The organism is Terriglobus sp. TAA 43, from assembly GCF_000800015.1.
GTDB lineage: Bacteria > Acidobacteriota > Terriglobia > Terriglobales > Acidobacteriaceae > Terriglobus.
This window is the reverse complement of the sequence record NZ_JUGR01000001.1, coordinates 2,363,902-2,376,575: the sequence shown is the minus strand read 5'-3', so window position 1 is coordinate 2,376,575 and position 12,674 is coordinate 2,363,902. Positions and strand designations below refer to the sequence as shown.

The 12,674-nt window shown below is 60.5% G+C and carries 13 protein-coding genes; 9 read left to right on the top strand and 4 right to left on the bottom strand.

Features of this window, described 5'->3' with window-relative positions; genetic code table 11:
* Window positions 1-71: 71 nt before the first annotated feature.
* Window positions 72-1,742: a M28 family peptidase gene (locus M504_RS10150; protein ID WP_047490815.1), complete on the top strand. Its 1,671-nt coding sequence runs from the start codon at window positions 72-74 to the stop codon at window positions 1,740-1,742.
* 67 nt (window positions 1,743-1,809) lie between these two features.
* Here the strand turns inward: M504_RS10150 and M504_RS10145 are convergent, their stop codons facing one another.
* Window positions 1,810-2,760, bottom strand: a complete 951-nt coding sequence (locus tag M504_RS10145) for an aldo/keto reductase (protein ID WP_047490812.1) — start codon at window positions 2,758-2,760, stop codon at window positions 1,810-1,812.
* Window positions 2,761-2,906: 146 nt separating this feature from the next.
* On the opposite strand from M504_RS10145, the gene M504_RS10140 reads away from it, so the two are divergent.
* Complete coding sequence (locus tag M504_RS10140) at window positions 2,907-4,211, top strand: acetamidase/formamidase family protein (protein ID WP_047490809.1); 1,305 nt, start codon at window positions 2,907-2,909, stop codon at window positions 4,209-4,211.
* Window positions 4,212-4,227: 16 nt separating this feature from the next.
* Here the strand turns inward: M504_RS10140 and trmFO are convergent, their stop codons facing one another.
* Entirely contained in the window at window positions 4,228-5,565 is a 1,338-nt protein-coding gene (gene trmFO / locus M504_RS10135) for a methylenetetrahydrofolate--tRNA-(uracil(54)-C(5))-methyltransferase (FADH(2)-oxidizing) TrmFO (RefSeq protein WP_047494382.1), read from the bottom strand.
* A 97-nt stretch (window positions 5,566-5,662) separates the two neighbouring features.
* Here trmFO and M504_RS21790 point away from each other — a divergent pair, with 97 nt between their 5' ends.
* Window positions 5,663-5,863, top strand: coding sequence for a hypothetical protein (locus tag M504_RS21790; protein WP_083346597.1), 201 nt, complete (start codon window positions 5,663-5,665; stop codon window positions 5,861-5,863).
* On the opposite strand, the gene M504_RS10130 is transcribed toward M504_RS21790, so the two are convergent.
* Entirely contained in the window at window positions 5,857-6,351 is a 495-nt protein-coding gene (locus tag M504_RS10130; protein ID WP_047490806.1) for a GNAT family N-acetyltransferase, read from the bottom strand. The genes M504_RS21790 and M504_RS10130 overlap by 7 nt on opposite strands.
* Before the next feature lie 39 nt (window positions 6,352-6,390).
* Entirely contained in the window at window positions 6,391-7,212 is an 822-nt protein-coding gene (locus M504_RS10125; protein WP_232296238.1) for a hypothetical protein, read from the bottom strand.
* Between the two features lie 62 nt (window positions 7,213-7,274).
* Here M504_RS10125 and M504_RS10120 point away from each other — a divergent pair, with 62 nt between their 5' ends.
* The 6 genes from M504_RS10120 (at window position 7,275) to M504_RS10095 (ending at window position 12,620) form a co-directional block, all read left to right on the top strand.
* A complete protein-coding gene (locus M504_RS10120) occupies window positions 7,275-8,555 on the top strand; it encodes a glycosyltransferase N-terminal domain-containing protein (RefSeq protein ID WP_047494377.1) in 1,281 nt (426 codons plus the stop codon).
* Complete coding sequence (gene lpxK / locus M504_RS10115; protein WP_052200601.1) at window positions 8,552-9,559, top strand: tetraacyldisaccharide 4'-kinase; 1,008 nt, start codon at window positions 8,552-8,554, stop codon at window positions 9,557-9,559. Before M504_RS10120 ends, lpxK begins: the two co-directional genes overlap by 4 nt.
* Before the next feature lie 86 nt (window positions 9,560-9,645).
* Complete coding sequence (locus M504_RS10110) at window positions 9,646-10,695, top strand: glycosyltransferase family 9 protein (protein WP_084214410.1); 1,050 nt, start codon at window positions 9,646-9,648, stop codon at window positions 10,693-10,695.
* A gap of 40 nt (window positions 10,696-10,735) precedes the next feature.
* Complete coding sequence (locus M504_RS10105) at window positions 10,736-11,317, top strand: isoprenylcysteine carboxylmethyltransferase family protein (RefSeq protein ID WP_232296237.1); 582 nt, start codon at window positions 10,736-10,738, stop codon at window positions 11,315-11,317.
* A 61-nt stretch (window positions 11,318-11,378) separates the two neighbouring features.
* Entirely contained in the window at window positions 11,379-12,206 is an 828-nt protein-coding gene (locus M504_RS10100) for a DUF3108 domain-containing protein (protein WP_047490801.1), read from the top strand.
* 69 nt (window positions 12,207-12,275) lie between these two features.
* The gene (locus tag M504_RS10095; protein ID WP_047490798.1) at window positions 12,276-12,620 is read left to right on the top strand and encodes a histidine triad nucleotide-binding protein; all 345 of its coding nucleotides are present in this window, start codon (window positions 12,276-12,278) and stop codon (window positions 12,618-12,620) included.
* Window positions 12,621-12,674 lie beyond the last annotated feature (54 nt).

Sequence of the window (12,674 nt, the reverse complement as noted above, 5' to 3'; positions counted from 1 at the left end):
CTTCCAGCGTCTGTGGGCCAGATGTTTTTGGCTCCCGTAACCTGCATTTCCGTTGAAAGCGAGACTTCTTCATGAATCTGCACCGTTTCAAGCAGGCCGCCGTTGCAACGGCCGCCGTGCTGCTCCTCTCTCCTGCCTTTGCGCAGCAGCAGGGCGACAAAGTGGATCTGGACGCGCTGGCGCAGATCAAGCACGAAGCCTTTGAAAACTCGCACGTTATGGAAAACCTCTTCTGGATGTCAGAGGTTTACGGTCCGCGCGTGAACAACAGCCCCAACCACATGGCTGCCGCCGAGTGGGCGATGAAGCAGATGAAGGAGTGGGGACTGCAGAACGTTCACCTGGAGTACTGGCCCTTCGGCTACGGCTGGCAGATCAAGAAGTTCTACGGCGCGATGGAAAGCCCGGCTTACGCCGCGTTTACCGGCTTCCCGCTTGCCTGGACGCCCGGAACCCCCGGCGTTATCAATGTTGAGCCGATCTTCGCGCCTATCCACTCAGAGGAAGACTTTGCCAAGTGGCACGGCAAGCTGAAGGGTAAGGCTGTGTTGATCTTCGATCCGGCCAAGCTCACACTGCATACCCGCGCCGATGCTCAGCCATCGCCCACCGACGAAGAGATCCTGGCCCGTGCAGGCCAGCCCCGTGGTCGCGGACCGGGTGGACCCGGTGGTCCTGGTGGCGCGGCTGATCGTGATCCGAGCGGTCGCGGACGTCCCGGCGAAGGCACGCAGGAGTTCTCGCCCACGTCGTTGGCGCTGGCGAATGGCAAGAACCATGACCTGCGCAACAAGATGAACAAGTTCCTGCACGATGAGCAGCCTGCCATTGTGCTGACGCCCGGCTACAACGGCGATGGCGGCACCATCTTCTCGACCTATGGTGGCTCTGAGAATCCGAACGATCCCGTCCCGCCGCCGATGGTTGCCATTGGAGCGGAGCAGTACAACCGACTCGTGCGCCTGACGCAGCACAACATCGCTCCAAAGCTCACGTTTGACGTGCAGGTGGAGTACCAGAAGAAGAACCAGAACGCGTTCAACGTGATCGGCGAAATCCCCGGCACGACGAAGAAGGACGAAGTGGTGATGGTTGGCGGCCACTTTGATAGCTGGCAGGGTGGCACCGGCGCAACGGACAATGGCACCGGTTCGTCTGTTGCGATGGAAGCCGTGCGTATTCTGGCAACCATGCACAAGCCGATGGCTCGCACTGTGCGCGTCGCCCTCTGGGGCGGTGAAGAAGAAGGCGTGTACGGCTCGACGGCATACGTGCAGAAGCACTTCGCACCTCGTACAACGATGGTGAAAACGCCTGAGTACGACAAGTTCGATGTCTACTTCAACGACGATGGCGGTTCGGGACGCTTCCGTGGCGTTTCTGCTGGTGGCAGCAAGGAGATGGGCACGATCTTCCAGTCATGGATTGAGCCCATCAAGGACCAGCACATCGTCGCCGTTTCGGGAACAGAGTTCCGTCCCACCGCCGCGCCCGGCGGCACCGACTCCACTCCGTTCTCGTGGATCGGCCTGAACGGCATCAGCTTCATGCAGGACGGCCTGGAGTACGGCACCCGCACGCACCACTCGAACGCGGACACCTACGACCGCGTACAGGTGCCGGATGTGCAGCAGGGCTCCATGATCGAAGCATGGTTCGCGTACAACGCAGCTACCCGTCCGGATATGCTGCCCCGCATCCCAACTCCGGCTCCGGACCCCAACGCTACGGGCCACGAGTAATTCAGCAAGCGCGAAACAGAAACGGGTGAGGCGCAAGCCTCACCCGTTTCTTTGTTGCCATCATCCGCTAGTAAGCCGAAGCTTCGCTCAGTTCCTTCAACTGCGCCGCCGTTAGTTCCAATTCGGGCGCGGCGAACAGATCTTCCAGTTGCTCGGTCGAGGTGGCGCTGGCAATGGGCGCCAGGATGTTTGGGCGGGAGAGTAACCAGGCCAAGGCAATCGATGCTTGTTTCGCGCCTGTCTCCTTGCTGACCTTTGCGAGCGCCGCGAGAATCTTCATGCCGCGATCGTCGAAGTACTTGCCCAGCATGCCTGCGCGCTTGGCCTTCTCCGCATCGGCTGCGGTCTTGTACTTGCCGCTTAGGAAGCCCGAGGCAAGCGCAAAGTACGGGACCACGCCAAGACTGAACTCTGCCACCACCGGTGCGAGATCGTGTTCATACTCCGCGCGGTGATACAGGTTGTAATGCGGTTGCAGCGTCTGGTAGCGCGCGATGCCCTCGCGCCGTGACATCTCCTCGGCCTGACGCAGGCGATCACCGGAATAGTTCGATGCGCCAATCGCGCGGACTTTGCCTTCCTTCACGAGGTCATCGAAGGCACGCAGCGTCTCCTGCAAGGATGTCTCCGCGTCATCAATGTGGGCTTGATACAGGTCGATGTAGTCGGTCTGCAACCGCGTCAAGGAAGCCTCGACGGCTTCCTTCATGTACGCGGCGCTGAGTCCCTTTTTGCCTTCACCCATAGGGTTGCCGAGTTTTGTTGCGAGCACGACGCTCTCGCGCTTGCCTGTCTTCTTGAACCAGTTGCCAATGATGGTTTCGCTCTCACCGCCCTTGTTGCCCGGAATCCAGTTCGAGTACATGTCCGCCGTATCCACGAAGTTGTACCCGCGTTCCACAAAGCGATCCAGCACCGCAAACGATTGCTTCTCATCGATGGTCCAGCCGAAGACATTCCCGCCCAGCATGATAGGCGAGACCTCTATTCCAGTGCTTCCAAGGGTGCGTTTGGTCATGATGTTGTGTTGGATGCAGCCGCACCGCTCCGCGACAGATGCCGCTCTCCGCATTCTTCGTGATCGCACGGTAAATTTGCGTTCACGGGCTATCCTCTCTGCGTAACCCTCTTTGCCCGATCTGAATTTTCCTAGAGGATCCCTGAATGAAGCGTCTGCTGCCGTTGTTCCTGCTTACCGCCACGCTTTTGCCCGCCCAGCAACAGGCAGATACCGCCAACGAACGCTGGCAACTCACCGCGGACTTCTACGGTGCCACGCGCTACTACCGGATTGATCTTGACCAGCACGATACCGCGCACGTCTCAGGTACTTTTAACGGCACGCATCTCACTGGCACCAACACGGACGGCCACCTCAAAATCGAGGGTACGGAAAACGGGAACCACGTCATCGTGGACGCGCACCAGGACCATGACGCCCTCACCGGCACGGTCACCTTTGGTGAAATTGCATCGCCCTTGATCTGCCCCTTCACCGCGGTGCTGGTGAAGCCTTTGGCCAAGACCACGCCGCAAACGCACGAGTTCAAACCCACCACGTACTATCGCCAATACTCAGCGCTGAACAAACCGGTACTGCACATCAACTCCGGCGACACCATTCACACCACTACCGTTGACGCGGGCGGCAACGATGAAAACGACATCAAGCGCATTGCAGGTGGCAATCCGCAAACGGGGCCGTTCTACATTGACGGCGCACAGCCCGGTGACACGATCGCCGTACACATTCAGAAGCTTCGCCTCACGCGCGACACGGCGGGTTCCAACGATCCCTTCGTGCAGTCTGCGCTTAATCCATCGCTCGCTATTCGCACGCGCGACAACCACAGCAGCATCAAGTGGAGGCTTGACCGCGTACACATGACGGCATCACCGGACTCCGGAAGCGCCGCATTGAAAGACCTGAATGTCCCGTTGCATCCCATGCTCGGCTGCGTGGCTGTAGCCGTAGGTCCCGGCGACGCACCGCCGCCCACCGGCGACTCTGGATACTACGGCGGCAACATGGACTTCAATGAAATCGGCGAGGGCGCTACCGTGTACCTGCCCGTCATCAATCCTGGTGCGCTGCTGTACTTCGGCGACGGCCACGCACTGCAAGGAGATGGGGAACTCAATGGCAATGCGCTGGAAACATCCATGGATGTGACCGTCACCGTCGACCTGATCCAGAATCAACGAACCGGCTTCCCGCGCATTGAAACTCCGACGCAGTTCATCGCGCTGGGCTACTCCGGCTATCTTGACGATGCCATCAAAGACGCCAATGACAACATGGCTTCCTGGCTGGCGAAGAACTACAAGCTGAACCCCAGCGAGCTGGGCCAGTTCCTCGGTGTTGCGGCGCACTACCGCGTTACAGAGGTGGCTGACCGCAACTCAGGGATTGCCTTGAAGATCGACAAGTCCTTACTAAACAACCTGCATGTTCAACAAGCTCCGTAGAGGGAGTTCGTTTCGCTCATGCAGGCAGTGTTGAGTTGTCCAACCATTCGCGCCAGGCGTTGAGGCCGCGTTCGCACTGGAGGCGATGGCGCTCTTTCTTGTCGCGGATCTTCTTGCGGAGTTCTTCTTCGAGCGGCAGCAGGAGGTCAAACGTGACGTTGGCTGGCTGGAAGCGCTTGGCCTCAGTGTGGGTAATGTAGTGAACTAACGATCCGTGGGCGCTGAGGCGTGGTGCGGGTTCTGGCATTTCGCCGCGTGCGATGGAAGCGGCGAATCGGCCTGCGAGCATGCCTCCCGCAATGGATTCGGTGTAGCCCTCGACGCCGCTGAGTTGGCCTGCGATGAAGATGTTGGGGTGCTGGCGCAGCTGTAACTGCTCGTTCAGCAGCGTGGGCGAGTTGATGTAGGTGTTGCGGTGGATCTGGCCGTAGCGCAGGAACGCTGCGTTTTCCAGGCCGGGGATGAGGCGCAGGATTCGTTGCTGGTCGCCGAATTTGATGTGGTTCTGGAAGCCGACGAGGTTGTAGCTGTCGGCGCGCAGGTTTTCCTGGCGAAGCTGGACGACAGCGTAGGGTGTGATTTCGGTGCCGGGGTAGCGCAGGCCTACGGGCTTCATGCAGCCGAAGCGGAGGGTGTCGCGGCCGCGGCGGGCGATCTCTTCAATGGGCAGGCAGCCTTCGAAGTAGTCGAGCTTTTCCCATTCCTTGGCCTCGACTTCGTTCGCAGCGATGAGTGCGTCGTAGAAGACGTCGTACTCCTCCTTGGTGAAGGGGCAGTTGATGTAGTCTGCGGAGCCTTTGTCCCACCGGGCTTTGAAGTAGACGCGGTCCATGTTGATGGTGCTGGCGTCGACCACGGGCGCGATGGAGTCGTAGAAGGCGAGCTGGTCTGCGCCGGTGAGTCGCTGCAGTTCTGCCGCGAGCGCAGGCGAGGTGAGCGGGCCGGTGGCGAGGATGGTCAACGTGTCTTCGCTGTTTTCATCGAGCGTGGTGACTTCTTCGCGGACGACGGTGATGCGTGGCTCGGCGGCGATGCGTTCGGCGACGCGGCGGGAGAACTCGACACGGTCCACGGCGAGAGCGTGTCCCGCGGGGACGGCGCAGGCGTCGGCTTCTTTGAGCAGTGCAGAGCCGGCGATGCGCATCTCCTGCTTGAGGAGCCAGGGCGCGGTGTTTTCGCTTTCGCTCTTGAGTGAGTTGGAGCAGACGAGTTCCGCGAAGTCGCTGGTCTGGTGCGCTTCGGTGGAGCGGTGGGGGCGCATCTCGTGGAGGGTGACTTCGCAGCCGAAACGTGCGGCCTGCAGGGCGGCTTCCGGGCCGGCGAGGCCTCCGCCGATAACTTTGATTTTCTTCACAACTTCTATTTTCTCGCGAGCGGAACTTTTCCGGAGGAGGGTGCGTAGCAATACCCACGCGGACGTAGGCTTCTGAAAACCCGCACCGAGGCGCTTCATGCTTTGCCTGATCCTGTTAATCCTGTTCTTCAGCCGCCGCTGCTGGTACTGGTCGGGATATTCACCCTATGGTTATGGCTATTACGGCTGGCCCTATCGCGGATATGCCTATGGAGCGTATCCGTACGGGGCTTACAGCTACTACAACCCGTATTGGCGCGGGTATTACCCGTATTACCGCCCTTACGGCTGCTACTGAGCGGATGTACCGGCGAGCCTTTTGAGCTCCTCGCCGGTCACGCGCAGGTTTAGCCATTCGCGCAGGACTTTGGCGCCGCTGGCTTCGTAGAAGTCGAGTGCGGGCTGGTTCCAGTCGAGACATTCCCATTGGAAGCGGGTGCAGTTTCGTTCCAGCGCAATTTGTGCGAGGCGCTGAAACAGTGCTGCGCCAATGCCGCGTTTGCGGAAGGATTCGCGGACGAAGAGGTCTTCCAGGTAGAGCGCCGGGCGGCCCTCCCATGTGGAGTATTGGAAGAAATAGAGCGCGAAGCCTGCGGTCTGGCCCTGCCATTCGGCCATGAGGCAACGGAAGTATGGTTCGGGGCCGAAGCCGTCGCGGAGAATGTCCTCTTCCGTGGCGATGACGGCGTGTGGTTCTTTTTCGTAGATGGCCAGGTCGCGGATGAGGGCGAGGATGGCGGGTGCGTCGGTGGGGACGGCGTCGCGGAGGATCAGGTCGTTTGGCATGTGTCTCTTGCGATTGTTACGCAGGAGGCTGGCCTTTAGTTATTGCGGCTTGCTGTTCGTCGTATCGACCTTGAAGTCCTTGTCGTCTTTGTCCTTGGAATCCTTGGAGTCTTTAGCCTCTGCGGCCTTGGCTGCTGCAGCTTTTGCGGCGTCGCGCTTGGTCTTTTCCTGGTCGAGATATTTGTCGAAGTTCACGGAGAAGGCGAAGAGTTCGGCGTCTTTGCCGTCCTGCTTGGTGTGCATCATCTTCACGTAGAGTTCGGTGCCGCGGAGTGGCGGGTCGTCGAGGTCGCGGATGTCGTAGAAGAGGAAGCCGTTGGCGCTGGAGTGCGCGGGGATGGTGGTCTGGGTGAAGGAGAAGTCCTTGTCGTCATCGAGGATTTTCTTATCGACCGGCGTGGGGCGGTAGGTGATGGGCGTTCCGGGAATGCGCTTCTGCTTGATGTCGTTGAAGCGAAAGAGGCGGCGGTTCAGCTCTTCGGGCGTGGCGGCGGGGAGCTTGGTGCCGTCGGAGGCGATGAGCTGGATGCGGACCTGGTTCAGGTCCAGCGGCGAGTCGCTGTCGTTGGCGATGATGAGGCGGATGGGCAGGATGCTGTGGCCGCTGTAGTCGACGCGGAAGAAATTGCCCTTTTCGCGGGTGTCGAACGGTTCGGCGGCGACGGTGACGTGCTCTTTCTCGTGCGTTTCGTGAGAGACGTAAGCCGTGGCGGCCTGCACCGGCGGGGCCTCTTTTTTGGCGGCGAAAGCGGGTGCGGCCATGGCCAGCGAGAGCGCGGCGGCGAACCATTTTTGTGGGACTTGCGGCATATAGGTGTAGACGCGCGGTTTACGGCTCAGTTGCGCCGGGCACTTCGTCATTATGAGACGCGATGGGGGACGGGGTAAAGTTGGCTTTGGCTTTCTGTTGATTGCCTGACGCCATGATGATGCTTCTTTACAGCCTGGGATTGACGCTGGCGCTGGTGCTGACTGCGCCGGTGTGGGGCTGGCGCATGTTGCGGCAGGGGCGGTATCGCGAGGGTTTGCGTGCGCGGTTGGGTGATGTGCCTGCGCGGCTGACGGCTTTCGTTGCGGGCAGGCCGGTGGTTTGGGTGCACTGCGTATCCGTGGGCGAGACGCTGGCGGCGGTACGGTTGATTGCGGAGTTGGAAGCGGCGCTGCCGGAGTATGCGGTGGTTGTTTCCACGACGACGCCGACGGGGCAGCGGGTGGCTCGTGAGCGGTTTGGTGCGGACCGCGTGTTCTTCTTTCCGCTGGATTTTGCGTTTGCGGTGCGGCCGTATCTGCGGGTTCTGCAGCCGAAGCTGCTGGTGCTGATGGAGAGTGAGTTGTGGCCGCGTGTGCTGGTGGAGTGTGAGCGCGCGCAGGTGCCGGTGGCGGTGGTGAATGCTCGGGTGAGCGATCGTTCGTTGCCACGGTATATGAGGCTGCGGATGTTGTGGAAGCCGTTGCTGGAGAAGGTATCGCTGTTGCTGGCACAGAGCGATGAGGATGTTCGGCGATGGAGGCTGATTGGTGCGCCGGAGTCGGTTGTTCGCAGTTCGGGCAATCTGAAGTTTGATATCCGTGTAGCGGAGGAGACGCCGTTGACGCGGTTGGTGCGCCAGCATTTGCCTGCGGCTGCGAAGGTGCTGGTTTGCGGATCGACGCATGACGGCGAGGAATCGCTGCTGCTGGATTGCTGGAAGACGCTGACGGTGGCGGAACGTGTGATGGTTCTTGCGCCTCGGCATCCGGAACGTTCGGGCGCTGTGGAGCAGTTGATTGTGGAGCATGGGCTGCAGGCGATTCGTCTCACGGCCTGGCGGATGGAGCCTTCGCCCATTCTGGGTGGCGCTGTGCTGCTGGTGGATACGGTGGGCGAGCTTTCGTCCTTGTATGCGCTGGCTTCTGTGGCGTTTGTGGGTGGGTCGCTGATTCCACATGGTGGGCAGAATCCGTTGGAGCCTGCACGGCTGGGCGTGCCGGTGGTGATGGGCGGCAGCTACGCGAACTTTCGCGGCATGGTCGATGCCATGCAACGTGACAACGCGATCCGCATGGTCACACGCGAGTCGTTGTGCGGTGCGATCGATGAGTTGATGACGCATGGCGATGATGGCCTGGGCGAACGCGGTCGTTTGTTTGCGGCTTCGATGATTGGTGCGACGGAGCGGACGGTGGCAGCTTTGCTGTCGCTGGTGCAGGAGCGTGCTTCGTGAAGCGGCCCTGGTTGTTGCCTCTTGTGCCGCTTTGGGCTGTGGGTGCGGCGTGGAAGAATCGCGCGTTTGATCGTGGCTCGGTGAAGGTGGAGCAGCTTGAGTTGCCGGTGATCAGCGTGGGTAGTTTGTCCGCTGGTGGCGCGGGTAAGACGCCGTTTGTGATCGCGTTGGGTGAGGCGCTGCGTCGTAGCGGGATTGGGTTTGATGTGCTGTCGCGCGGCTACGGGCGCACGGTGGACGCGCAGGCAGCGAAGCGTGTGGTGGGGACTGGTTCAGCGGAAGAGTTTGGCGATGAGCCGCTAATGATCGCTCGCAGGCTGGGGCGCCGTGTATATGTGGCTGCGGAACGTGCTGCGGCTGGGCGCATGGCGGAACGTGAACATCGTGCGCAACGGGAGACGGGGCCGTGGGTGCATCTCCTGGACGATGGATTTCAACATCGGCGGTTGGCGCGTGCGGTGGATATTGTTTTGCTGACGCAGGTGGATGTGCAGGATGCGTTGTTGCCTGCTGGCGATTTGCGTGAGTCTTTGAAGTCATTGCGACGCGCGGATGTGATTGTGCTGCGCAAAGAGGAAGCTGCGAGGCTGCGGCCTGTTGTGGAACGTGTTGTGGCGTCCGCAAAGAAGAAGCCGCTGGTGTGGGAGATGGAGCGCGGCTTTCATTTTGTTGAGGGTGCGCCTGCTTCTTCGCCGTTAGCCTTTTGTGGCATTGCCCGGCCAGATGCGTTTCTGGAATCGTTGCGGCTTAGCGGCGTGGAGCCTGCGTCGTTCGTGGCTTTGAAAGACCATCAACGTTATGACGATGGAGTGATGCAGCGGTTGGTGGAGACAGCGGAGCGCATGAAGGCGAATGGCTTTGTGACGACGGTGAAGGATGCGGTGAAGTTGTCACCAGCGATGCGTGCCACGTTGCAGCGTGTTGGGCCAATTGCGGTGGCGGATATTGAAGTGACGATCTGCGATGAGGCGCGTTTCATTCCGGAACTGATGAAGTTGCTTTGAATGATTCTTCACGTGGACCACATATCGTTTCGCCGTATGCTCGTCGATGATTGCAGCGATGCGCGTTGCTGCGAATGGGAAACAGATTGAGCGATGCTCCGAACATTCTGATTGTGCGCGTGGGCGCGATGGGCGATGTGCTGCATGCCATGCCTGCGGTTGCGGCGCTGCGTGCGGCGCTGCCGGAAGCGTGCATCGGATGGGCGATTGAGCCGCACTGGTCGCCACTGTTGCGTGCGTATCCCGGTGTGGCGACGCGGGGGCCGGAGATGCCGTTGGTGGATCGGGTGCATGCTGTTCCGGCGAAGGAGTGGTCGCGACATCCGTTTTCATTTGCCACGTTGAACAGCATTCGCAATCTGCGGCGGGAGTTGCGATGGCAGCGGTATGACATTGCGATTGATCTGCAAGGTTCGATTCGGTCGTCGGTGATTGCGCGGATGAGTGGTGCGCGGCAGATTGTGGGCAGTGCCGAACCGCGAGAGAAACAGGCGGGATGGCTGTATCGGCAACGCGTGCAGACGCGGAAGACGAATGTGGTGGACCAGGCGGCGGAGATTGTCTCTGCGGCCATAAAGTTGTCCTTACAGCCAGTGAGGGCTCCTCTGCCGGTGTCGCAGCCTTCGGAGCAGTGGTGCGAGGCATTGTTTCGCGAGTTGCCACAGCACCCGGTTGTTCTGTTGGCGCCGACGGCGGGATGGGGCGCGAAAGAGTGGCCTGCGGTGCGCTTTGGGCATCTGGCGCGTGCGTTGGATGAGCGTGGCTACACGGTGCTGGTGAATGCGTCGCCGTTTGGACCGGATGGAGCGGCGGGTATGGTGGTGGCTGCTTCGCAGGGGCATTGCAAAGCGGTGCCTTGCACCATTCCGCAGTTGGTGGCGCTGGTGCAGCGTGTGGCATTGGTGGTCGCAGGCGATACCGGGCCATTGCACCTGGCGGCGACTTGCGGCGTACCGGCATTGGGATTATTTGGGCCTACGGACCCGCTGCGCACCGGCCCGTGGGGCATGCGTTCGAAGACGCTGCGGCATCGGTTGAGCCAGACGGATCATCGTCGGCATGCGACGGTGGAGCGCGGGCTGGCAGAGATTACGGTGCACGAAGTGCTGGAGGCTGCGCTGCAACTGATGCCGTGATCTGTCCGTGGATGACACGGCAAGGCATAATGACAGAGGCATGGCAGTGGAGATGGGCAAGGGCGAGCGGTTGGTGCGGAGGATTCGAGTTCCTCTGGGATTTGTCTTTGCAGCGTTGTTTTTGTGGTTGGCGCGGCCTTCGTTTTTGTCGCTGGTGCTGAGTTTGTTGCTGGTGGTTCCGGGGCTGTGGCTGCGCGGTTATGCCGCCGGTTACGTCAAAAAGAATGCAGAGCTGACGCAGACCGGGCCGTATGCGTACACGCGCAATCCGCTGTACCTTGGTTCGGTGATGGCGGCGTTTGGATTTGCGTTTGCTTCGCGGCGATGGGAGTTGGTCGTTCTGCTGGCGCTGCTGTTCCTGGTGATCTATGGGCCTGTGATTTTGTCAGAGGAACGCTTTCTGCGCGGCCACTTTGCGGACTTTGACGCATATGCCGCGCGGGTACCTCGCTTGTTGCCGCGATTCACGGCCGCACCTGCTCCCGCGGGGCAGACTTCGGCGGGCTTCGATGTGGAGCGTTACAAGAAACATCGCGAGTACAATTCGGTGATGGGCGCGGCGGGTATCTACGCCACGCTGTTGGTATTGATGTGGGTTCGCGCGCACTGGGGCGTGCAGTAGGGTCTGAGTTCACGAGAGGGGCTACTTCGGGTTGAATCGGTTTCGGAATGCCCTTCTGGCGATGGCATGCTTGCCAGCCCTGATTTCGCTGCCTGCGGTGGCGCAGAAGTTCTCATTGCCGTTTACGGGCGACAAGGAAGGCGTGCCGCCAGCGCAGGCTCCGCTGATGACGCCTCCCGTGCAGGGCTATGTGTTTCCGCAACATCAGACGCTGACATTTACCGTGGACTGGCGCGTGTTTACCGCTGGACGCGCGGTGTTTCAACTGGATCAGGCAGGGCCGCTGATGAAGGTGCAGGCCAGCGCTGATACGGTTGGCGCGACCAACATGATCTACCAGGTGATTGATCGTTTCCAGTCGAGCTTCAACATGGCGACGGGTTGCTCTGCGGGGTTCAGCAAGCAGACGCAGGAAGGCCGCCGCAAGGTGAACAGCGACCTGGTGTTCACGCCGGGAGCCACTGCTCCTGCGCCCGTTGAGGGTGGGCAGCCGGTGTTGGGAACGCAGGTGCTGACCGAACGCAATGTGGTGAGGAACACCACGAAGACGCAGCAGGGACAGATTCCCGCGTGCGTGACAGATGCGTTGTCGGGCATTTTTTATGTGGGATCGCAGAAGCTGACGGTGGGGCAAGACTTCAAGCTGCCGTTGGCGGATGCAGTGCGCACAGTTGCCGTGACGATTAAGGTGGAGGCTCGCGAGGATGTGAAGACGCCCGCGGGTACGTTCACCACGATTCGTGTGCAGCCCACGGCGGATGCCGGCGTGGTGAAGAATCGCGGGACGATTACGATCTGGTATTCGGATGATGCGCGGCACTTGCCTGTGCAGATTCGCGCGAAGATGCTGTGGGGAACGATCACGTTCCATCTGCAATCCGTTCAGTAGTGCTTCGTATCGTTCTCGACTCCTTCGCGCCGTAGAGCCGTCCTAGTTGTTTCCTCTACACTGTTGCGTATGGCTGCTGACTGCATCTTCTGCCGCATTGCCGCGGGGACCATTCCTTCCACGAAAGTGTTTGAGGACGATCGCGTTTTTGCGTTTCGTGATCTGCATCCCGTTGCGCCGACGCATGTGCTGGTGATTCCGAAGGAGCATATTGCCTCTACCGCGCATGCCGTGGAGACGCATGAGGCGCTGCTGGGGCATCTTCTGCTGGTTGCCGCGAAGGTGGCGGAGCAGGAGGGGCTGGCGAAGGGATTTCGCGTGGTGACAAACACCGGCGCAGATGGCGGCCAGACGGTGGACCATTTGCATCTGCATGTTCTGGGTGGCCGTTCCATGACGTGGCCTCCGGGCTAAACTGCCGCCTCCCGAAAGAGCGTTCTCCTTGCTACACTCGCAGCACTCTGTCCT

What these genes read in the sequence shown, in the direction of transcription:
- M504_RS10140 (WP_047490809.1), top strand. Translation starts at nt 2,907, where the DNA reads ATGAAGCGTCTGCTGCCGTTGTTCCTGCTTACCGCCACGCTTTTGCCC.
- M504_RS10100 (WP_047490801.1), top strand. Translation starts at nt 11,379, where the DNA reads ATGGCATGCTTGCCAGCCCTGATTTCGCTGCCTGCGGTGGCGCAGAAG.
- M504_RS21790 (WP_083346597.1), top strand. Translation starts at nt 5,663, where the DNA reads ATGCTTTGCCTGATCCTGTTAATCCTGTTCTTCAGCCGCCGCTGCTGG.
- M504_RS10125 (WP_232296238.1), bottom strand. Translation starts at nt 7,212, where the DNA reads ATGACGAAGTGCCCGGCGCAACTGAGCCGTAAACCGCGCGTCTACACC.
- M504_RS10120 (WP_047494377.1), top strand. Translation starts at nt 7,275, where the DNA reads ATGATGATGCTTCTTTACAGCCTGGGATTGACGCTGGCGCTGGTGCTG.
- M504_RS10150 (WP_047490815.1), top strand. Translation starts at nt 72, where the DNA reads ATGAATCTGCACCGTTTCAAGCAGGCCGCCGTTGCAACGGCCGCCGTG.
- M504_RS10105 (WP_232296237.1), top strand. Translation starts at nt 10,736, where the DNA reads ATGGCAGTGGAGATGGGCAAGGGCGAGCGGTTGGTGCGGAGGATTCGA.
- M504_RS10095 (WP_047490798.1), top strand. Translation starts at nt 12,276, where the DNA reads ATGGCTGCTGACTGCATCTTCTGCCGCATTGCCGCGGGGACCATTCCT.
- M504_RS10130 (WP_047490806.1), bottom strand. Translation starts at nt 6,351, where the DNA reads ATGCCAAACGACCTGATCCTCCGCGACGCCGTCCCCACCGACGCACCC.
- M504_RS10145 (WP_047490812.1), bottom strand. Translation starts at nt 2,760, where the DNA reads ATGACCAAACGCACCCTTGGAAGCACTGGAATAGAGGTCTCGCCTATC.